The 20,949-nt window shown below is 72.1% G+C and carries 18 protein-coding genes; 1 reads left to right on the plus strand and 17 read right to left on the minus strand.

What is annotated here, in order from left to right; genetic code table 11:
- Window positions 1-147: 147 nt before the first annotated feature.
- A complete protein-coding gene (locus tag Q9R28_RS03115; protein ID WP_158407755.1) occupies window positions 148-720 on the plus strand; it encodes an HdeD family acid-resistance protein in 573 nt (190 codons plus the stop codon).
- Window positions 721-808: 88 nt separating this feature from the next.
- On the opposite strand, the gene Q9R28_RS03120 is transcribed toward Q9R28_RS03115, so the two are convergent.
- The 17 genes from Q9R28_RS03120 to Q9R28_RS03200 form a co-directional block, all read right to left on the minus strand.
- A complete protein-coding gene (locus Q9R28_RS03120; RefSeq protein ID WP_066654492.1) occupies window positions 809-1,885 on the minus strand; it encodes a VIT1/CCC1 transporter family protein in 1,077 nt (358 codons plus the stop codon).
- A 315-nt stretch (window positions 1,886-2,200) separates the two neighbouring features.
- Window positions 2,201-3,646, minus strand: coding sequence for a pyruvate kinase (pyk, locus tag Q9R28_RS03125; protein ID WP_066654495.1), 1,446 nt, complete (start codon window positions 3,644-3,646; stop codon window positions 2,201-2,203).
- Window positions 3,647-3,785: 139 nt separating this feature from the next.
- Window positions 3,786-5,243, minus strand: coding sequence for a glutamate synthase subunit beta (locus Q9R28_RS03130; protein ID WP_066654496.1), 1,458 nt, complete (start codon window positions 5,241-5,243; stop codon window positions 3,786-3,788).
- Window positions 5,244-5,338: 95 nt separating this feature from the next.
- A complete protein-coding gene (gltB, locus tag Q9R28_RS03135) occupies window positions 5,339-9,814 on the minus strand; it encodes a glutamate synthase large subunit (protein WP_396137148.1) in 4,476 nt (1,491 codons plus the stop codon).
- Between the two features lie 347 nt (window positions 9,815-10,161).
- Window positions 10,162-11,157: a prolipoprotein diacylglyceryl transferase gene (gene lgt, locus Q9R28_RS03140; RefSeq protein ID WP_311205449.1), complete on the minus strand. Its 996-nt coding sequence runs from the start codon at window positions 11,155-11,157 to the stop codon at window positions 10,162-10,164.
- Between the two features lie 202 nt (window positions 11,158-11,359).
- Complete coding sequence (gene trpA / locus Q9R28_RS03145) at window positions 11,360-12,163, minus strand: tryptophan synthase subunit alpha (RefSeq protein WP_209682465.1); 804 nt, start codon at window positions 12,161-12,163, stop codon at window positions 11,360-11,362.
- Window positions 12,160-13,374, minus strand: a complete 1,215-nt coding sequence (trpB, locus tag Q9R28_RS03150; protein ID WP_066654498.1) for a tryptophan synthase subunit beta — start codon at window positions 13,372-13,374, stop codon at window positions 12,160-12,162. Before trpB ends, trpA begins: the two co-directional genes overlap by 4 nt.
- Window positions 13,375-13,436: 62 nt before the next feature.
- Window positions 13,437-14,237: an indole-3-glycerol phosphate synthase TrpC gene (trpC, locus tag Q9R28_RS03155; protein WP_066658277.1), complete on the minus strand. Its 801-nt coding sequence runs from the start codon at window positions 14,235-14,237 to the stop codon at window positions 13,437-13,439.
- A gap of 13 nt (window positions 14,238-14,250) precedes the next feature.
- A complete protein-coding gene (locus Q9R28_RS03160; protein ID WP_066654504.1) occupies window positions 14,251-14,490 on the minus strand; it encodes a DUF6704 family protein in 240 nt (79 codons plus the stop codon).
- Complete coding sequence (locus Q9R28_RS03165) at window positions 14,487-15,191, minus strand: Trp biosynthesis-associated membrane protein (protein WP_066654506.1); 705 nt, start codon at window positions 15,189-15,191, stop codon at window positions 14,487-14,489. Before Q9R28_RS03165 ends, Q9R28_RS03160 begins: the two co-directional genes overlap by 4 nt.
- Window positions 15,188-16,732, minus strand: a complete 1,545-nt coding sequence (locus Q9R28_RS03170; protein WP_066654508.1) for an anthranilate synthase component I — start codon at window positions 16,730-16,732, stop codon at window positions 15,188-15,190. The genes Q9R28_RS03165 and Q9R28_RS03170 overlap by 4 nt, the downstream gene beginning before the upstream one ends.
- The gene (hisI, locus tag Q9R28_RS03175) at window positions 16,729-17,178 is read right to left on the minus strand and encodes a phosphoribosyl-AMP cyclohydrolase (RefSeq protein WP_066654510.1); all 450 of its coding nucleotides are present in this window, start codon (window positions 17,176-17,178) and stop codon (window positions 16,729-16,731) included. Before hisI ends, Q9R28_RS03170 begins: the two co-directional genes overlap by 4 nt.
- Before the next feature lie 40 nt (window positions 17,179-17,218).
- The gene (hisF, locus tag Q9R28_RS03180; RefSeq protein WP_066658289.1) at window positions 17,219-18,016 is read right to left on the minus strand and encodes an imidazole glycerol phosphate synthase subunit HisF; all 798 of its coding nucleotides are present in this window, start codon (window positions 18,014-18,016) and stop codon (window positions 17,219-17,221) included.
- Between the two features lie 20 nt (window positions 18,017-18,036).
- On the minus strand, window positions 18,037-18,876 hold the full coding sequence (gene hisG / locus Q9R28_RS03185; RefSeq protein WP_066654512.1) for an ATP phosphoribosyltransferase: 840 nt from the start codon (window positions 18,874-18,876) through the stop codon (window positions 18,037-18,039).
- 75 nt (window positions 18,877-18,951) lie between these two features.
- On the minus strand, window positions 18,952-19,215 hold the full coding sequence (locus tag Q9R28_RS03190) for a phosphoribosyl-ATP diphosphatase (RefSeq protein ID WP_058726551.1): 264 nt from the start codon (window positions 19,213-19,215) through the stop codon (window positions 18,952-18,954).
- 92 nt (window positions 19,216-19,307) lie between these two features.
- A complete protein-coding gene (gene rpe, locus Q9R28_RS03195; RefSeq protein ID WP_251155028.1) occupies window positions 19,308-19,967 on the minus strand; it encodes a ribulose-phosphate 3-epimerase in 660 nt (219 codons plus the stop codon).
- A gap of 9 nt (window positions 19,968-19,976) precedes the next feature.
- Window positions 19,977-20,852, minus strand: coding sequence for an Abi family protein (locus Q9R28_RS03200; protein WP_307810340.1), 876 nt, complete (start codon window positions 20,850-20,852; stop codon window positions 19,977-19,979).
- Window positions 20,853-20,949: the final 97 nt, after the last annotated feature.

Here is a 20,949-nt window from a genome sequence, read left to right on the forward strand (position 1 = left end):
AGCGGTTGCGCCGGGTGGCGACCCCGGGCGCCGGCGACCGCCCCGGGCGCCCGTGACCTCCCCAGAGCGCCCGCGGCCTCCCCCGGACACCGGCGACCGCCCCCGGGTACCGTCGGTGTCCTCGCGGACCGAGCGGAAGGGGCACCCGTGGACTCTCGCGCCGTGCGGTCCTTCCGTGCGTTCGTCGTCGCCACGGCCGTCGTCGCGATCGTGCTCGGCATCGTGGCCGTCGTCTGGCCCGCGCCGTCGATCGTGCTCGTCGCCCTCGTCTTCGGCGTCTACCTCGTGGTCGCCGGCACGATGCGCGTGGTCGCCGCGGTCCGCGGGCACGGGACGTCCGCGGTGTGGCGGTGGACGGCGGGTGCCGTCGGCGGGCTCGTCGGGGTGGCGGGACTCGTCGCGCTCCTCGCTCCCGCCGTCCCGCTCCTCGTCTACGCGGTGCTGGCCGGGGTGGGGTTCCTCGTGGAGGGCGTCGCCGCGCTCGTCGGTGCCGTCGTGGGCCACCCCGGTTCCTCGCGATCGCCGACCGTGGTGAGCGGCCTGCTGTCGTGCATCGGCGGCGTGGTCGTGCTCGTCGCGCCGGCGCTCGCGCTGTCGGTCTTCACGGTGTTCTCCGGCATCGCGCTGATCGGCGTCGGCGCGGCCGCGCTCCTCCTGCTGCCGCCGCGCGCTGCGGTCCGCCGTGAGGCGGTCGGCACCGGTCGCACCGACCGGCGGTGAGGGTCGCCAGCCCCGACGACCGGTGACCGCCGACCGGGTGCAGACTCCGCGCTGCCGGTCCCGAACAGCAGGCCTGGCCGGGTGACGGCTACGCGCTGCCCGTCCCGAACAGCAGGCCGAGGCCGTACGTCACGACGGCGGCGCCGAAGCCGATCGCGAGCTGGCGCAGCGCCCGCCGCAGCGGCGACGCGCCGCTGAGCACGCCGACGACCGCGCCGGTGCCGAGGAGCGCGATGCCGACCAGCACGGCCGCGAGCACGATCGCCGGCCAGCCCTCGAGCCCGAACAGGTACGGCAGCACGGGGATGATCGCGCCCGAGGCGAAGAAGCAGAAGCTCGACACCGCCGCACTCGTGCCGCTCCCCACCGCCTCGTGGTCGTCGGTCGCGGCGGCTGCCGAGACCGTTCGACCGCCGAGGACCTCGGCCGCGTGCTCCTGCGCCGCGGCCTCGTCCATGCCCCGGGCCCGGTAGACCAGCGCGAGCTCGTTCGCGTCGACGTCGAGGTCGGCCACCGCGCGCCCGGCCTCGGGGTGGGGTGCGGAGGCGTCGAGCAGCTCGCGTTGGGACCGCACCGAGACGTACTCCCCCGCCCCCATGGACAGCGCGCCGGCGAGCAGCCCGGCGATGCCGCTGAGCAGCACGAAGTGCCGATCGGCGCCCGAGGCACTGATGCCGATGATCAGCGCGAGGTTCGAGACGAGTCCGTCGTTGGCGCCGAACACCGCTGCGCGGAAGGTGCCGGACAACCGCATGCGCCCGCGGTTCGCGAGGCCGCGGACGACCTCGCCGTGGATCCGCTCGTCGGCCGCCATGCGCGCGGTCGCGTCGTCGTCGTCGGCGTAGGGCGAACGGTCCTCGGCACGCTGCATGAGCGCCAGGACGAACACGGAACCGAACCGCTTCGCGAGCGCGGCGAGGACCCGGGTGCGGAGGCTGCCGCGGAGCGGCCGCCCGACGTCGTCACCGAGCAGGTCGAGCCAGTGCTGCTCGTGCCGACCCTCGGCGTCGGCGAGTGCGGCCAGGATCTCGCGTTCCTCACCGGTCCTGCGGGTCGACAGGTTCCGGTAGACCGCGGCCTCCGCCCGCTCGTCCGCCAGGTAGCGGCGCCAGCGGCGGACGTCCGCTGCGGTGGGTGCGGTGGGGCGGTCGTCCTGGAGGCTCACAGCACCGATCCTGCCCGCTCGGCCCGACGCGCGGTCGCGCCGCACCGCGGGTGGCCGGTTCCTGCGTGTCGAGACCGCCGCCGCCGTCCCGACGAGACGCCGCCGTCCCCACGAGACGCCGCCGTCCCGACGAGACGCCGCCGGATCCGACGGCGTCTCGCTCGCTCCGGCCCGTCTCGCGGCGACGCCGGCGTGTCGGCACGCCGGTGACTCGACGCGACGCACGGGCGGACACGCGACAGGGCGCGGACCGGAGGCCGTGCGCGGTGTCGCGCCGTGCCTCCCGTCCGCGCCCTGTCGGCGTGGTGACCGGGGTCAGTCCCGCACGTAGGCGGGAGCCGCCTCGGCGTGCGCGTCGCCGACGCGGTGCACGCGCAGGTCGTTCGTCGACCCCTCGAGTCCGGGGGGCGAACCGGCCGTCACGATGACCCGGTCGCCGGGGGCGGCGAGGCCGTTCGCGAGCAGCACGTCGTCGACCTGCGAGAACAGCTCGTCGGTGTGCGTCTTGCGCTCCACGAGGAACGAGCGGACACCCCAGGTGAGCGCCATGCGGCGACGCGTGGCCTCGTTCGGGGTGAAGGCGATGATGGGCAGGCCGTGGCGCAGTCGGGACATGCGGCGGGCCGAGTCGCCGGACTCGGTGAAGACGCAGAGGTACGACGCCTCGGTGAACTCGGCGATCTCGACCGCGGCGAGCGTGATCGCGCCACCGAGCGTGCGCGGCTTCGTGCCGAGCGGCGCGATGCGCTCGAGGCCGTGGTCCTCGGTCGACTCGACGATGCGGGCCATGGTGCGGACCGTCTGCACCGGGTACTCGCCGACGCTGGTCTCGCCCGAGAGCATGACGGCGTCCGCGCCGTCGAGGACGGCGTTCGCGACGTCGGAGGTCTCGGCGCGGGTCGGGATCGGCGACGAGATCATCGACTCGAGCATCTGCGTCGCGACGATGACCGGCTTCGCCATGCGGCGGGACAGCTCGACGGCGCGCTTCTGCACGATCGGGACGGCCTCGAGCGGGAGCTCCACGCCGAGGTCACCACGGGCGACCATGATGCTGTCGAAGGCGTCGATGATCTCCTCGAGGGCGTCGACGGCCTGCGGCTTCTCGACCTTGGCGATGATCGGGAGGCGCTTGCCCTCCTCGTCCATGATCTCGTGGGCGCGGACGACGTCCGAGGCGTTGCGGACGAACGACAGCGCGATGAGGTCGGCGCCCTGACGGATCGCCCAGCGGAGATCCGCCTCGTCCTTCTCGCTCAGCGCGGGGACGTTGACGGCGACGCCGGGCAGGTTGATGCCCTTGTTGTTCGAGACCGTACCGGCGACGACGACCTCGGTGCGGACACGCACGCCGTCGGTGTCGAGCACGCGCAGGCGCACACGGCCGTCGTCGATGAGCAGCGGGTCACCGGGCTTGACGTCCTGCGGCAGGCCCTTGAACGTCGTGCCGCAGATCTCCTTCGAGCCGGGGACGTCCTCGGTCGTGATCGTGAAGACGTCACCGACCGCGAGCTCGTGCGGACCGTCGGCGAACTTCGCCAGACGGATCTTCGGACCCTGCAGGTCGACGAGGATCGCGACCGGCTTGCCGAGGTCCTCCGCGGCGCGACGGACGTTCTCGTAGTTGGCCTCGTGGACGCTGTAGTCACCGTGGCTGAGGTTGAGGCGGGCGACGTCGACGCCCGCTTCGATGATCTCCTTGACGGTCTCGTAGTCCGACGTAGCCGGACCGAGCGTCGAAACGATCTTTGCGCGTCTCAATGGATTCCTTCGTGTGGTGGGTGGTGCCGGTTTCCGCGCTGTGGGGCCGCGCGGAACGAGAGCAGGCCACCAGCACCCTATCGAGTGCCGGTGGCCTGCTGCTCATCGGTGGACCGGTGTTCCGGGGGCGTTCACGGCGTCAGACCGTGAGCGCGCGGTCGGTGGCCTTGACGGGCGCCGGCAGGATCGTCGAGCCCTCGAGGTACTCGTCGACCTTGGACGCAGCCGCGCGTCCCTCGGCGATGGCCCAGACGATGAGCGACTGGCCACGGCCGGCGTCGCCCGCCACGAACACGCCCGGCTCGTTCGTCGAGTAGTCGGCCTGGCGGGCGACCGCGCCCGACACCGTGGCGGGGAGCCCGAGCTGCGGCTCGATCGTGTCGGTCTCCGGACCGGTGAAGCCCATCGCGATGAGCACCAGGTCGGCGGGGATCTCGCGCTCGGTGCCCGCCTTCGGCACGCGCCGGCCGTCGAGGTACTCGGTCTCCGCGACCCGGAGCGCGCGGACCTCGCCGGCGGCGTTGCCGAGGAACTCGACGGTCGACGCCAGGAAGTGCCGCTCGCCGCCCTCCTCGTGGGCGCTCGTGACCTCGAACACCGTCGGGAACATCGGCCACGGCTGCTCGGACGGACGTTCGAGCGGCGGCTGCTTGCCGATCGCCAGGTTCGTCACGCTCAGGGCGCCCTGACGGTGGGCCGTGCCGATGCAGTCGGCGCCGGTGTCGCCACCGCCGATGACGACGACGTGCTTGCCCTCGGCGGTGAGCTGGTTGTCGACGGTGGTCCCCGCGTTCGCCTTGTTCTGCTGGACGAGGTAGTCCATCGCGTAGTGGACGCCCTCGAGGTCGCGCCCCGGGATCGGCAGGTCGCGCGGCACCGTGGCGCCCGTCGCGACGACGACCGCGTCGTAGCGGGACTTCAGGTCGTCCCAGGTGATGTCGACGCCGATCTCCACACCGGCGCGGAAGCGGGTGCCCTCGGCCTGCATCTGGGCGAGGCGCGCGTCGATCTGGCGCTTCTCCATCTTGAAGTCCGGGATGCCGTAGCGCAGCAGGCCGCCGATGCGGTCGTCGCGCTCGTACACGGCGACCGTGTGCCCGGCGCGCGTGAGCTGCTGTGCGGCAGCGAGACCGGCGGGGCCGGACCCGACCACCGCGACGGTCTTGCCGGTCAGGCGCTCCGGCGGGTGCGGGGTGACCCAGCCGTTCTTGTACGCCTCGTCGATGATCGAGACCTCGACCTGCTTGATCGTGACCGGCGGCTGGTTGATGCCGAGCACGCAGGACGCCTCGCACGGGGCCGGGCAGAGCTTCCCGGTGAACTCCGGGAAGTTGTTGGTCGCGTGCAGACGCTCGATCGCCTGTCGACCCTCACCGCGCCAGGTCAGGTCGTTCCACTCCGGGATGAGGTTCCCGAGCGGGCAGCCCTGGTGGCAGAAGGGGACGCCGCAGTCCATGCAGCGACCGGCCTGTCGCTTCAGGGCACCGGACTCCTGCTGCTCGTAGACCTCCTTCCAGTCCATGAGGCGCACGGGCACGGGACGGCGGGGCGGGAGCTCGCGCTCCTGCACCTTGAGGAAGCCCTTCGGGTCAGCCATGGTTCGCCTCCTGCTCGGTCTGGGTCTGGACGGGGGTGTGGGTGTGGATGTCCGCGTCGGTCGGGATCGGGGTCCGCACGGCGGCCCGGGTCGTGTCAGCCACCGGTGACCTCCAGGATGCGGTTCCAGACGACGGTGCCGTCGGGGTCGAGGCCCTCGTCGACCGCCTGCTGGCGGGTCGCGAGCACGGCGGCGTAGTCCCGCGGGAGCACCTTGACGAAGTCGCCGAGGTCGCTGGAGTCGAGCAGGTCGCCGGCCACGGTCGACCCGGTCTCGGCGAGGTGCTGCCGGAGCAGGTCGGTGACGATCTCGACGTCGGCGCTGTCCAGTTCCTCGAGCCGCAGCTCACCGGTCGCCAGCGCGTCGGCGTTCACGTGTTCCCGACGGAGGCCGCGCACGTACGCGGTGCCGCCGGACATACCGGCGCCGAGGTTGCGTCCGGTCTCGCCCAGGATCAGTGCGAGCCCGCCGGTCATGTACTCGAGTGCGTGGTCGCCGACGCCCTCGACGACCGCGGTCGCGCCGGAGTTGCGGACGAGGAAGCGCTCGCCCACGATGCCGCGGATGAACATGCTGCCCTGGGTCGCGCCGTAGCCGATGACGTTGCCGGCGATGACGTTCTCCGACGGTTCGAACGCCGACTCGGTGTCCGGACGGACGACGATGGCGCCGCCGGACAGGCCCTTGCCGACGTAGTCGTTGCTGTCCCCGACCAGGCGGAGCGTGATGCCGGCGGGCAGGAACGCACCGAGGGACTGCCCGGCCGAGCCGCGCAGCGTGATGTCGATCGACCCTGCGGGCAGGCCGTGCTCGCCGTGCCGCAGCGTGACCTCGTGGCCGAGCATGGTGCCGACCGCGCGCTCCGTGTTGCGGATCGGCAGGTCGAGCGCGACGGAACCACCGTGCTCCAGCACGTCCGCCGTCTGCTGGACGAGCTGCACGTCGAAGTGCTCGTCGAGCTCGTGGTCCTGCTCACGCAGGTGGCGTCGGGGCTCGTCGCGGCCGAACTCCGGTCCGTGCAGCACCGGCGCGAGGTCGAGACCGGAGGCCTTCCAGTGCTCGACGGCACGGTCGGTGTCGAGCGCGTCGACCTGCCCGATCGCCTCGTCCAGCGTGCGGAAGCCGAGCTCCGCGAGGAGCTCCCGGACCTCCTGCGCGATGAACTCGAAGAAGTTGACGACGAACTCCGGCTTGCCCGTGAAGCGCTTCCGGAGCTCCGGGTTCTGCGTCGCGACGCCGACCGGGCACGTGTCCAGGTGGCAGACGCGCATGAGGATGCAGCCCTCGACGACGAGCGGAGCCGTCGCGAAGCCGTACTCCTCGGCGCCGAGCAGCGCCGCCACGACGACGTCACGGCCGGTCTTCATCTGCCCGTCCACCTGCACGACCACCCGGTCGCGCATGCCGTTCAGCATCAGGGTCTGCTGGGTCTCGGCGAGACCGATCTCCCACGGGGTGCCCGCGTGCTTCAACGAGTTGAGCGGGGACGCGCCGGTGCCACCGTCGTGGCCCGACACGAGCACGACGTCGGCCAGCGCCTTCGTCACGCCCGCTGCGACCGCGCCGATGCCGGACTGGCTCACGAGCTTCACGTGGACGCGCGCGGCCGGGTTCGCCCGCTTGACGTCGAAGATCAGCTGCTTGAGGTCCTCGATCGAGTAGATGTCGTGGTGCGGCGGCGGCGAGATGAGTCCGACGCCGGCGGTGGCGTGCCGCGTGCGGGCGACCCACGGGTACACCTTCGTCGGGGGCAGCTGCCCGCCCTCGCCCGGCTTCGCGCCCTGCGCCATCTTCAGCTGGATGTCGGTCGCGTGCGTCAGGTACATGCTCGTGACGCCGAACCGACCGGAGGCGACCTGCTTGATCGCACTGCGACGCTCGGGGTCGAGCAGACGCTCGACGTCCTCGCCGCCCTCGCCCGTGTTCGAGCGCGCACCGAGGCGGTTCATCGCGATCGCGAGGGTCTCGTGGGCCTCTTGTGAGATCGACCCGTAGGACATCGCGCCGGTGTTGAACCGCTGCACGATCGACTCGATCGGCTCGACCTCGTCCAACGCGATCGGCTTCCGGACGCCGTGACGGAACCGGAACAGACCGCGGAGCGTCATGAGCTCCTCGGACTGGTCGTCGACCGCCTGCGAGTACTCACGGAAGATGTCGTACCGGCGGGCACGGGTGGCGTGCTGGAGCCGGAACACCGTGTCCGGGTTGAACAGGTGCGGCGGACCCTCACGGCGCCACTGGTACTCGCCGCCGGTCTGCAGCCGCTCGTGCGACAGCACGGCGCCGTCCTGCGGGTACGCCTGGGCGTGCCGCTCGGCGTTCTCCTTGGCGATGACCTCGATCCCGACGCCACCGAGGATGGACGACGTCCCGGTGAAGTACCGGTCGACGAACTCCTGGCTGAGCCCGACCGCCTCGAACGCCTGGGCGCCGGCGTAGCTGGACACCGTCGAGATGCCCATCTTCGACATGATCTTGAGCACGCCCTTGCCGAGCGCCTTGATGACGTTCCGGACGGCCTGCTCCGGGGTGATCCCGGTGATCATCCCCGAGCGCACGAGGTTCTCGCAGGTCTCCATGGCCAGGTACGGGTTGATCGCCGAGGCGCCGTAGCCGATCAGGGTCGCGACATGGTGGACCTCGCGCACGTCGCCGGCCTCGACGATGAGTCCGACCTTCATGCGCTGCTCGGTGCGGATGAGGTGGTGGTGCACCGCAGCGAGCAGCAGCAGGCTCGGCACGGGTGCCTGCTCGGCGTTGCCGTCACGGTCGGACAGCACGATGAACTGCTTGCCCGACTCGATCGCCTGGTCGACCTCGTCGCAGACCGCGGCGATGCGCTTCTGCATCGCCTTCTTGCCCGCGTCGACGCGGTACAGGCCCTTGATCGTCACCGTCAGGTGCCGACCGGACTCCGTCTCGAAGTGCTGGATCTTCGCGAGCTCGTCGTTGTCGATCACCGGGAAGTCGAGCACGATCTGCTTCGCGTGCTCGGGGCCGGCGCTCAGCAGGTTGCGCTCCGGCCCGAGGCCCATGCCCATCGAGGTGATGACCTGCTCGCGGATGGAGTCGAGCGGCGGGTTCGTCACCTGCGCGAACTGCTGCGTGAAGTAGTCGAACAGCAGGCGCGGGCGCTCGGAGAGCACGGCGATCGGCGTGTCCGAGCCCATCGCGCCGAGGGGCTCCGCACCCGTCTGCGCCATCGGGCGGAGGAGGATGCGGACCTCTTCCTCCGTGTAGCCGAACGCGCGCTGTCGCCGGGTGACCGACGCCGGGGTGTGCACGATGTGCTCGCGCTCCGGCAGGTCGCTCAGGTTGATCCGGCCTTCGTCGAGCCACTGCGCCCACGGCCCCGAGGTCGCCAGCTCGCGCTTGACCTCGTCGTCCTCGATGATCCGCCCGGCCTCGGTGTCCACGACGAACATCCGACCCGGACGCAGGCGGCCCTTGCGGACGACCTTGCCCGGCGGCACGTCGATGACGCCCGTCTCCGAGCCCATCACGATGAGGCCGTCGTCGGTCACCAGGAATCGCCCGGGACGCAGGCCGTTGCGGTCGAGCGTCGCGCCGACGACCGCGCCGTCGGTGAACGTGATGGCCGCCGGGCCGTCCCACGGCTCCATGAGCATCGAGTGGTACTCGTAGAACGCCCGCAGGTCGGGGTCCATCCCGACCTGGTTCTCCCAGGCCTCCGGCACCATCATCGACACCGCGTGCGGCAGGCTGCGGCCGGTCAGCGTGAGCAGCTCGAGGGTCTCGTCGAACGACGCCGAGTCGCTCGCGCCCGGGCTGACGATCGGCAGCAGCGGTGCGAGGTCGCCGAGCAGCTCGCTCTCGAGCTGCGACTGGCGCGCCCGCATCCAGTTCCGGTTGCCGCGGACGGTGTTGATCTCGCCGTTGTGGGCGAGCGTCCGGAACGGTTGCGCCAGCGGCCACGACGGGAAGGTGTTCGTCGAGTAGCGCGAGTGCACGATCGCGAGCTTCGAGGCGAAGCGCTCGTCGCTGAGGTCCGGGTAGAACGGCTCGAGCTGGAGCGTCGTGACCATGCCCTTGTAGACCATGGTGCGGCTGGACAGCGACATGAAGTAGACCTCGACGCCGTGCTCCGCGCGCTTGCGCAGTCGGAAGGCCTGCCGGTCGAGGGCGATGCCGCTCCAGGCGGCGCCGTGCACGTCGTGACGGGTGGAGGCGACGAACAGCTGCTCGAACGCCGGCATCGCGGCGCGCGCGAGCGTCCCGAGGACCTCCGGCCGAACCGGGACCGCACGCCACCCGAGGACCTTCAGGCCCTCCTCGCGGGCCAGGCGCTCGACCGCACCCTTCACCGCGTGGCGCTCGTCCTCGTCGACGGGCAGGTAGGCCGTCCCGACGGCGTACTCCCCCGCGGCGGGCAGGTCGAACGGCACCTCGTCGCGCAGGAACGCGTCCGGCACCTGGCACAGGATGCCCGCGCCGTCACCGGTGCCCGCGTCGGAACCGACGGCACCGCGGTGCTCGAGGTTCCGGAGTGCACCCAGCGCGGCGTCGACGATGTCGTGCCCCGCGGTACCGCGGAGCGTCGCGACCATCGCGAGGCCGCAGGCGTCCTTCTCGTTCGCCGGGTCGTACGCACCGGTCGCCTCGGGCACGGCCGAGAATCGTCGGTGCGCCGGCTGCAGGGAGCGCGTCGAACGGGGGGCAGGGTCTGGCTGGAGCGCCATGGGGAACCGTCCTCACGAGGGAGTGGAACAGGGACGTCGGTGGCCCGGTGGTGCGTTCCGCCCGAGCGGGCGGACCTGGTGCCCGTGCGCGTCGCCGTGGAGGGTGCGCAGACGACGCGCGAGGTGGCGGGGCCGCTCGTGGCGACCCGACCGTTCGGATGGTGCCCCGCGGCCGGCGGGTGCCGTCCGAGGAGCCGGTGCTGCCGGTCGCGGAGTTACCGCGCGCGGCCTGCTGCTGGGACCGGATCGGCGTCGTCGGCGACCGCCGGAGCGTCGTCGTCGTGTTCCGACCAGGTGTCGTCCGAGTCTACATCGGAGGACCGACGCGGCTCGCGACCCGGCAGGTACGGGCTGGGCTCGTTGCCGGTGTGCCGACGGGTCTGTACGAGGAAGATCACGATGCCGAGCAGGATCGCGGCGAAGGACATCCAGACGTTCGTGCGGATCCCGGCGAAGGTCTCGCTCGTGTCGACGCGGATGGACTCGAGGACCGAGCGACCGGTGCCGTACCAGATCAGGTAGAGCGCCATGACCTTGCCCCACTGCAGCCGGAACCGCTTGTCGAGCAGCAGGATCACGACGACGCCCACGACGTTCCAGATGATCTCGTAGAGGAAGGTCGGGTGGAACAGGGTGCCCTCGGGCAGCCCCTTCGGGAACGCCGCGTTCGTCGACTCGATCTCGAGCCCCCACGGCAGGCTCGTCGGCATGCCGAAGAGCTCGTGGTTGAAGTAGTTGCCGAGGCGACCGAACGCCTGGGCGAGCAGGACGCCGGGAGCGATCGCGTCGATCAGGGTCGAGAAGCGCAGGCCCACCTGACGGCACCCGATGTACGCACCGACCGACCCGAGGATGAGCGCGCCGAAGATGGCCAGCCCGCCCTCCCAGATGTAGAGGAACGAGAGCGGGTCACGCCCCGGCCCGAAGTAGTCGCTGACGTGGCTGAACACGTGGAACAACCGACCGCCGATGATGCCGGCGGGCACCGCCCAGATCGCGATGTCGATGATGATCCAGCGCTCGACCCCGCGGGCGTTGAGCCGCCGGTTCGCGAGCACGACGGCCGCGACGATGCCCAGCAGGATGCAGATCGCGTACGCGTGGATGCGGAAGTCGAGCGGCAGCGACCACCCGAAGACGTCGCGCAGCCAGGCGGTCAGGTCGAAGTACTGCCACGCGGTGCTCGGGCTCGGGATGCTCAGGAGGGGCATGGAGGTGCTGTCGCCTTTCGGTGCTGGACGGCCGCGGTGCCGCTGGAGGGTCGGCCCCGCTCACTGTAGCGCGGGAACCGCGCCGACCAGGAACGGGGTGGGTCGACCTGTGGGAACTGGGAGCACGGTGCACGGGAGGCGCGGGGCCGGTGCGCCGGTCGACCCACCGACACCGCGCCTCCCGTCCGGACCGGTGCTCGCCTCAGCTGCGCGCGGCGCCGCTGGTCAGGTCGGCCGCGCGGTCCGCGACCCCCTGCACGCCGAGGTCGGCGAGGGCGCGCACGAAGGCGGACCCGACGATCGCCCCGTCGGCGTACTCGAGGACCTCGCGCACCTGGTCTGCCGTCGAGATGCCGAGGCCGACGCACGTGCGCTCCACACCGGCGTCGCGCAGTCGCGACACGACGGTGCGGGCGGCGGTGTCGACGCCGACGCGGGCGCCGGTGACGCCCATCGTCGACACGGCGTAGACGAAGCCGCGGCTGGAGCGGACCGCCTGCTCCATGCGGGTGTCCGTCGAGGACGGCGCCGCGAGGAAGACCCGGTCGAGCCCGGTGCGCTCGGAGGCGTCGATCCAGGCGCGACCCTCGTCCGGGATGAGGTCCGGGGTGATGAGCCCGGACGCCCCGGCCGCGACGAGGTCGTCGGCGAACCGGTCGACCCCGTACCGGAGCACCGGGTTCCAGTAGGTCATGACGAGCACGGGCACGTCGACACGGCTCGTGATCTGGTCGACGGCGTCGAAGACCTGCGCGACACGGAAGCCGTTCGCCAGGCTCTCCTCCGCGGCGCGCTGGATCACCGGACCGTCCATCACCGGGTCGGAGTACGGCAGGCCGAGCTCGATGACGTCGACGCCGTTCTCGGCGAGGGCGACCGCCGCGTCCACGCTCGTCTGCAGGTCGGGGAAGCCGGCGGGCAGGTACCCGACGACGGCTCCGGCGCGCTCGGCGTTGGCGGTGTCGATCGTCGTCGCGACCGAGGTGGAGCGACCGGGGTTCGTCACAGCTGCACCGCGTTCTCGTCGAGGATGCCGAAGTAGCGACTGGCGGACGCGACGTCCTTGTCACCACGTCCGGACAGGGACACCAGCACGACGCCGTCGGGGCCGAGCTCCTTGCCCAGCTTGATCGCCCCTGCGAGCGCGTGCGCCGACTCGATGGCCGGCAGGATGCCCTCGGTCCGGCCGAGCAGGCGGAAGGCCTCCATCGCCTCGGCGTCGGTGATCGGCGAGTACTGCGCGCGGCCGATCGAGGCCAGGTAGGCGTGCTCGGGACCGACGCTCGGGTAGTCGAGGCCCGCCGAGATGCTGTGGCTCTCGATGGTCTGGCCGTCCTCGTCCTGCATGAGGTACGACATCGTGCCCTGGAGGACACCGGTGCGCCCGAGCGAGATGCTCGCGGCGTGCCGCCCCGTCTCGATGCCGTCGCCGCCGGCCTCGAAGCCGTGCAACCGGACCGACTCGTCGTCGAGGAAGGCCTCGAAGATGCCCATCGCGTTCGAGCCGCCGCCGACGCACGCGGCGACGGCGTCCGGCAGGCGACCGATGCGGTCGAGGACCTGCTGTCGGGCCTCTTCGCCGATCACCTTGTGAAACTCGCGGACCATCTCCGGGAACGGGTGCGGCCCCGCGACGGTGCCGAGCAGGTAGTGCGTCGAGTCGACGTTCGCCACCCAGTCGCGCAGCGCGTCGTTGATGGCGTCCTTCAGCGTGCGCGAACCCGTCTCGACCGGGATCACCTCGGCACCGAGCAGCCGCATCCGCGCCACGTTCAGTGCCTGGCGCTCGGTGTCGACGGCGCCCATGTACACGACGCAGTCCATACCGAAGAGCGCAGCGGCGGTGGCCGTCGCGACGCCGTGCTGCCCGGCTCCCGTCTCGGCGATGAGCCGGGTCTTGCCGAGCCGCTTCGCGACGAGGGCCTGACCGAGCACGTTGTTGATCTTGTGCGAACCGGTGTGGTTGAGGTCCTCGCGCTTGAGGATGATCCGGGCACCACCGGCGTGCTTCGCGAACCGCGGCGCCTCGGTGATGATCGACGGGCGGCCGGTGTACTCGCGCTGGAGCGTGTCGAGCTCCTCGCGGAACGCCGGGTCCGCCCAGGCCGCGCGGAAGGCGGTCTCGAGCTCGTCGAGCGCGAGCACGAGCGACTCGGGGACGAAGCGTCCGCCGAAGTCGCCGAAGTACGGGCCCTGCAGGTCACGGAGTGAGGTCACGGTGGGTCTCCCGGGGTGTTCGGACGCCCCGGTGTGCGGGGCGACCGGTGGGACGGTGTCGGTCAGGCGCGCGGGCGGCCGGAGCCGTCCGCGGCGGCGATGAACGACGCGAGGGTGGTGGCGGGGTCCGCGCCCGTGACGAGCGCCTCCCCCACCAGGACGACGTCGGCACCCGCTGCGCGGTAGTGGGCGACGTCGGCGGGCGCGGCGACGGCCGACTCGGCGACGCGCACGACCCCGTCGGGGATGCGGTCGGCGAGGGAGCCGAAGAGGTCGCGGTCCAGCGAGAAGTCGGTGAGGTCGCGGGCGTTGACGCCGAGGATCCGCGCGCCGGCGTCGAGGCCACGGGAGACCTCGTCACCGGAGTGGGCCTCGACGAGCACGCGCATGCCGAGCTGCTCGGCGAGCTCGTGCAGCTCCACGAGCTGTCGCTGCTGGAGCGCCGCCACGATGAGCAGCACCAGGTCGGCACCGGCGGCGCGGGCCTCGAGCACCTGGTACGGGTCGGCGATGAAGTCCTTGCGCAGCACCGGCAGCGACACGCGCGCCTTCACCGCCTCGAGGTCGGCGAGGCTGCCGAGGAACTTCCGCCCCTCGGTGAGCACGCTGATCGTCGACGCTCCGCCACGCTCGTAGTCGGCGGCGAGGGCGGCCGGGTCCTCGATGGGCGCCATGGAGCCGCGCGACGGGCTCGCACGCTTGACCTCGGCGAGGATCTTCACGCGGTCGCCGGGCGACAGGAAGTCGAGGGCGTCGAGCGGCGACGCCACCCGGTCCAGGTCGCGCTCGACGTCCGAGAGCGGACGGTCGACACGACGGGCGGCGGCGTCCTCGAGCGCGCCCGCGACGAGGGTCTCGAGCACGTTCGGCACGGGACTACTCCGCGTGGTGCTTGGCGACGTACTTCGGACCGTTGACGCCGTAGCCGGCCTTCGCCATCACGGCGCCGACGACGAGGCCGATCACCACGACGACGGCGGACGCCCAGACGCCCCACGCCAGGTCGAACCAGAAGAACAGCGTGCCTGCCGCGAAGCCGATCAGCATGATCACGACGGCGGTCCAGGCGGCGGGCGAGTGGCCTTCGCCGAGTTCTGCGGGCTCAGTGTTGCTCACGGTGCTCCTCGTTCTGCTCCGGCGCCGTCGTCCGATCGGCGCCGATCCGATCCTACCGTGTCGGTCGTGGGCGGTTCCCCCACCGCACCGTCCCCGGCGGTCGGGTCGTCACCCGCGCTGAGGTCGTCCCAGTCGGTGATCGCGTCGCGTTGGGTCGGGGCGGCCGCACGGGCGTCGGCGGCGGCCCCGGCGGTCGCCGCGGCGTACTTCCGGGTCGGCCCGGGCCACTGCCGCTGCACCACGAACACGACGATCCCGAGCACCACGGCGAGCACGCCACCCGCGATGCCGACGGCGGGCCACGCGGTGACGTCGACCCGGTCGACGACCTGGCGCACCGCGCCGGTGTCGCTGACGCCCGCGACCTCGCCCACCGCGCCCTTCGACGCCGCGACGGGGTCCGCCAGGGCGCCGATGCCGGTCGCCACGACGGCGATGCCGAGCAGCACCTCGACGGCCGCGAGCACGACGCGCAGCACACGGCCGGCGATCGTCAGCGCGAGGAACAGCGCCAGGCTCGCGATCGCGAGCGCCGTGTACTGCGGGACGACCGCGGCACCGTCCGCCACCACGCGCGGCACCACCGCGGTGCCGGCGTGCAGGTGCACCGTGAACCACGTCTGGGTCCACGACAGCATCACGATGCCGGCGACCGCGAGGCCGGCGACGACGACGAGCGGGCGGGAGCGCCGGGCCGTCACGCGCGCACCTCGCGCATCCGGTTCGCGGTCGCGACCGCGCGCAGCGGGGCGGCCGCCTTGTTCACGGCCTCCTCGTGCTCGGTGCGCGGGTCGGAGTCGGCGACCAGGCCGGCACCGGCCTGCACGCGTGCGACCCCGTCCTTGATGAGCGCCGTACGGATGGCGATCGCCAGGTCGGCGTCGCCGGCGAAGTCGAAGTAGCCGACCACGCCCGCGTACGCTCCGCGCTTCGCCGGTTCCAGCTCGTCGATGATCTCGAGCGCACGCGGCTTCGGTGCCCCCGACAGGGTGCCGGCCGGGAAGGTCGCGCGGAAGACGTCGATCGCCGACGCCCCCGGTCGGACCGATCCCTCGACGCTCGACACCAGGTGCATGATGTGGCTGAAGCGCTCGACGGTCATGAACTCGGTCACCGCGACGGTCCCCGGCTCGCACACCTTCTGCAGGTCGTTCCGGGCGAGGTCGACCAGCATGAGGTGCTCGGCGCGCTCCTTCGGGTCGGCGAACAGCTCGTCACCCAGGCGGACGTCCTCGACCGGGCTCGCGCCGCGTGGGCGCGAGCCGGCGATCGGGTGGGTGATCGCCCGCCCGTCCTGCACCTTGACCAGGGCCTCGGGCGAGGCGCCGACGATCCAGAAGCGCTCGTCGGCGCTGTCCGCCAGCGCGAGGAAGTACATGTACGGGCTCGGGTTCAGTGTCCGGAGCACCCGGTAGACGTCGAGCGGGTCGGCGGTGACGTCGTGGTCGAACCGCTGCGAGACGACGACCTGGAAGACGTCACCGTCGCGGATGAAGTCCTTGGACCGCTCGACCGCGGCCATGTAGTCCTCCGGCGACGTCCGGTGGCGCGGGGTCGGCTCGGCGATCTCGAACGCCTCGGCGACCGTCGCCGCGCTCGGCTGCACCAGGTCCGCCTGCATCCGGTCGAGCCGGGACTGCGCGTCGGACCACATCGTGTCCGGGTCGTCGGTGCCGTCGTTGAGGACGCTCGCGACGAGGAGCACGAGGCCGGTGCGGTGGTCGAGCGCCGCGAGCTCGGACACGAAGGCGAGGGCCTGCCCGGGCACCTCGAAGTCGGCCGCGGGCACGTTCGGCAGGTGCTCGAGCTGCCGCACGGCCTCCCACCCGATGAACCCGACCGTGCCGCCGACCAGGGGCGGGGTGCCGGGAACGCGGGGCGTCGCCCACCGGTCGTGCAGGCGGGCGAGGACGTCGAGGGGGGCGCCGTCGAGCGAGCCGACGGCCCGCGACGCCGGGATGCCGGTGTCGATCCAGGACGCCCGGTCGCCGTCCTGGGTCAGGACGCCGAAGCTCCGGACGCCGACGAAGGACCAGCGCGACCACAGGCCGCCCTGGCCGGCGGACTCGAGCAGGAACGAACCGGGGCGACCGTCCGCCAGCTTGCGGTACACACCGACCGGCGTCTCGCTGTCGGCGTAGAGCGCGCGGACGACGGGGACGACGCGGTGGCCGTCGAGCAGGTCGTCGAAGGCCTGCCGGGAGGTCGTGCGCGGCTCCTCCGCGCGGCTCGCGCCGGTCATCGGATCGCCTCCGCGGTCGTGGTCGCCGACGTCGGGTCAGTCGCGTCCGTCCCGGCCTGCGCCGGCGCGGCCTGCACCGGCGCGGTCGCGGTCACGGGCTCGAGCGGGTCGACCTCGAAGCAGCTGTGCGCACCGGTGTGGCAGGCGGCCCCGACCTGCTGCACGGTGACGAGCAGCGTGTCGTCGTCGCAGTCGAGTGCGGCAGCCCGGACGTACTGCGCGTGCCCGGACGTGTCGCCCTTGCGCCAGTACTCCTGTCGGGAGCGCGACCAGAAGGTCACGCGGCCCTCGGTCAGGGTGCGGCGGAGGGCTTCGCGGTCCATCCAGCCGAGCATGAGGACGTCCTTCGAGGACTCCTCCTGCACGACTGCGGGGAGCAGGCCGTCCGCACCGAACCGTGCGCGGTCGAGGACCGCTTCCGTGCTGGTGCTGGTGCTGTCGGTCATGAGACTCCTAGCCTACGGCGGGGTGTCGGCGGACGGGGTGTCAGCGGACGGGCTGGCCGGCGGCGCGCAGCGCCGCCTTGACGTCCCCGATGGTCATCTCGCCCCGGTGGAAGACGCTGGCAGCGAGCACGGCGTCCGCGCCCGCCTCGACGGCCGGGGCGAAGTGCTCGAGGCGACCGGCGCCTCCCGAGCCGATGACCGGGACCGACGACACCGCACGCACCGCGGCGATGAGCTCGAGGTCGAAGCCGTGCTTCGTGCCGTCCGCGTCGATCGAGTTGACGAGCAGCTCGCCCGCGCCGCGCTCGACGCCCTCGCGTGCCCACGCGATCGCGTCGAGGTCGGACTCGGTCCGTCCGCCGTGGGTCGTGACGACGAAACCGGAGGGCATCCGGTCCGAGCGCTTGACGTCGAGCGACAGCACCACCGCCTGCGCGCCGAAGCGGTCGGCGATCTCGCTCACGAGCTCCGGCCGCGCGATCGCCGCGCTGTTGACGCCGATCTTGTCCGCGCCGCACTGCTGCAGGCGGGAGACGTCGTCGACGCTCCGGACGCCACCGCCGACGGTGAGCGGGATGAAGACCTGCTCCGCCGTGCGCGTCACCGTCTCGAACATGGTCGCGCGGTTCTCGACCGTGGCACCGACGTCGAGGAAGGTCAGCTCGTCGGCACCCTGCTCGTAGTAGCGGGCCGCGAGCTCGACCGGGTCCCCGGCGTCCTGCAGGTCGAGGAAGTTGACGCCCTTGACGACGCGACCGCCGGACACGTCGAGGCACGGGATGACCCGGACCGAGACGCCACCGGCGACACCGGCCGCGCCGCTGTCGGGTCCGGTCACGTCGGCTCGCACCGCGTCGTTCACAGGCGTGCGGCGTGGATCGGGCTGACCAGGATGGCGCGCGCACCGAGGTCGTACAGCGCGTCCATGATGAGGTTCGCGTCCTCGCGCGGGATCATCACGCGGACGGCCGACCAGTCGCGGTCGTGCAGCGGGGAGACCGTCGGCGACTCGATGCCCGACGCCACCGCGGTGGCCTGCTCCAGCAGGTCGGTCGGGATGTCGTAGTCGAGCATGACGTAGCCGCGGGCGACGAGCACGCCCTGCAGGCGGCGACGCAGGACGTCGATGCCCGGGATGCGCTCGTCGTTGGAGATGAGCAGCGCGGTCGACTCGAGGATCACCGGACCGAAGATCTCGAGCCCGGCGGCACGGAGCGTGCTGCCGGTCGAGACGACGTCGGCCACGGCGTCCGCGACACCGAGGCGCACGGCGCTCTCGACGGCGCCGTCGAGCTTCACGAGGGTCGCGGTCACCCCGTGCCGGGCGAGGAACTCGCCCACGAGTCCCGGGTAGCTCGTCGCGACGCGGACGCCGTCGAGGTCCTGCAGCTCGGTGAACCGGCCGGGCGTCCCGGCGAACCGGAAGGTCGAGTCGGCGAACCCGAGCGCGTCGACCTCGTGCGCCGCCGACCCGGAGTCGAGCAACAGGTCGCGGCCGGTGATGCCGACGTCGAGTGCGCCGGAGCCGACGTACGTCGCGATGTCGCGCGGACGGAGGAAGAAGAACTCGACACCGTTGCGCTCGTCGAGCAGGTGGAGCGCCTTCGGGTCGCGGCGACCGGCGTACCCGGCCTCCTTGAGCATCTCGGAGGCGGTCTCGGACAGCGAACCCTTGTTGGGCACGGCGATGCGGAGCATCAGGTGGTCTGCTTTCTGCTGGAGGTCGGGACGGCTGCGGGTCGCGGTGGCGCTCGGTGAGCGCGACACGCGTTCCTACAGATGTCGCCAGACGTCCGCCGGGGTGAGCCCCTTCGCGACCATGAGCACCTGGAGGTGGTAGATCAGCTGCGAGATCTCCTCCGAGGTGCGCTCGTCGCCCTCGTACTCGGCCGCCATCCAGACCTCGGCGGCCTCCTCCACGATCTTCTTGCCGATCTGGTGCACGCCGGCGTCCAGTTCGGCGACGGTGCCGGAGCCCTCGGGGCGCGTGCGCGCCTTCTCGGTCAGCTCCGCGAACAGGTCGTCGAACGTCTTCACGGGGACCAGGCTACCGTCCTGCGCGGCTGCGCCGGACGCACCGTCCGGACGGGAGGCGCCGGTCGCCCCCGACGCGCCGCCCACCTGGGCGGTCACGCGCGTGCCGCCGCAGCCGCCTCGCGCAGGTCGGCGATGCGCTGCGCGGGCTCACCGCCGTAGACGGCGGATCCGGCGACGAGCGTGTCGGCGCCGCTGCGGACCGCCTCGGGCACGGTGTCGACCGCGATGCCGCCGTCGACCTCGAGCCAGACGTCGAGCCCCGAGGCGTCGACCGCGGCACGGGCGTCGGCGAGCTTCGGCATGACCGAGGGCATGAACGACTGCCCGCCGAACCCGGGCTCGACGGTCATGAGCAGGATCATGTCGTACGCGTCGAGGTGGTGGAGCACCTGCGTGATCGGGGTGCCGGGCTTCACGGCGACGGCGGCGCGGGCACCGTTCGACCGGATCGCCGCGGCGGTCGCCACCGGGTCGTCGGCGGCCTCGAGGTGGAACGTGACGCTCGAGGCGCCGGTCTCGGCGTACTTCGGCGCCTGGGTGTCGGCGTCGGTGATCATGAGGTGCACGTCGAGCGGCACCGGCGAGACGTCCTGCAGGCGCTGCACGATCGGCAGGCCCAGGGTGAGGTTCGGCACGAAGTGGTTGTCCATCACGTCGACGTGCACCATGTCGGCGCTCTCGATGCGGTGCAGCTCCCGCTCGAGGTTGGCGAAGTCGGCGGACAGGATGCTCGGCGAGATGCGGATCGTCACCCGGCAACCCTACCGAGCGCCGCTGCCCGTCCAGACGGCGGTCTCCCACTCCAGCGGGGCTCCCGTGTCGGAGAACGGGACGAGCGGCACGGTCGGGAACTCGCGCAGGACACCGGTGAGCTGCGTCGCGGTCCCCAGTCCGCTCCGGACACGGAGGTACTGCACCAGGGTGAGCTGCCCGTACGTGCGGTTCATCGATGCGCGTGCGGTGTCCAACGAAGGGTCGGCGCCGACCGGGGGCAGCTTCGGTCGGATGGCGTACGCGCGGTTGAACAGGCGTCCGTGGTGGGCACATGCGTTGCGCACCACGTTGAGCGCGCGCAACCACGAGGTCAGCTGCGGTGCTCGGAGACCGAACCGTCCGCTCACCTCGGTCTGGACGCTCGGCGGCGCGAAGCCGAGCAGCCTCGAGACCGTCCCCCAGTCCATCACCTCGACCGCGGCCCACACCGGCAGGACTCCCCCGTACCCGGACCGGTGGTGCTCGACGAACTCCTCCCGGCTCCTGGCGACCTCACCGCGGTGCCGCTCCAGCCAGTTGCGGTGGCCGTCGCCGGCGCGTGCCAGCGGACCGAGCAGATCGGGACGCAGATGGGCGCTCGGGTGGAGCCGCCCGAGTGCGTGCCCCAGCGCGGCTCTCAGTGCGAGCTCGACCGGAGCGAGGGCGTCGAACACCGTCGTCCGCAGACGCTCGTCGAAACGGTGGAGCGCGAGGACGTCCTCGAGGTGGGTCCCCGGGCGGAAGCGATCACCCCGCGCACCGCCCGTGGTCTCGCGGAACGCGTACCAGTAGCCACTCAGCCGGTAGTAGTTGACGAGGCGCAGTTCGCGGACGGCGGCGTCCTCGTCGGGCACGTGCATCCCACGTCCTCGCAGGAGTGCCACCTGCTCTCGGTACGGCCGGAACGGCTTGGGTTCCACAGCGGGCCTCCCCCGGGCCGAGAACGAAGAGGACCGGCCCTGGACCTGCTCTCGCAGGCGG

Source organism: Curtobacterium sp. BRD11 (assembly GCF_031844345.1).
GTDB lineage: Bacteria > Actinomycetota > Actinomycetes > Actinomycetales > Microbacteriaceae > Curtobacterium.

What these genes read in the sequence shown, in the direction of transcription:
- hisG (WP_066654512.1), bottom strand. Translation starts at nt 18,876, where the DNA reads ATGCTCCGCATCGCCGTGCCCAACAAGGGTTCGCTGTCCGAGACCGCC.
- hisI (WP_066654510.1), bottom strand. Translation starts at nt 17,178, where the DNA reads ATGACCGACAGCACCAGCACCAGCACGGAAGCGGTCCTCGACCGCGCA.
- Q9R28_RS03170 (WP_066654508.1), bottom strand. Translation starts at nt 16,732, where the DNA reads ATGACCGGCGCGAGCCGCGCGGAGGAGCCGCGCACGACCTCCCGGCAG.
- lgt (WP_311205449.1), bottom strand. Translation starts at nt 11,157, where the DNA reads ATGCCCCTCCTGAGCATCCCGAGCCCGAGCACCGCGTGGCAGTACTTC.
- Q9R28_RS03130 (WP_066654496.1), bottom strand. Translation starts at nt 5,243, where the DNA reads ATGGCTGACCCGAAGGGCTTCCTCAAGGTGCAGGAGCGCGAGCTCCCG.
- gltB (WP_396137148.1), bottom strand. Translation starts at nt 9,814, where the DNA reads ATGGTCGCGACGCTCCGCGGTACCGCGGGGCACGACATCGTCGACGCC.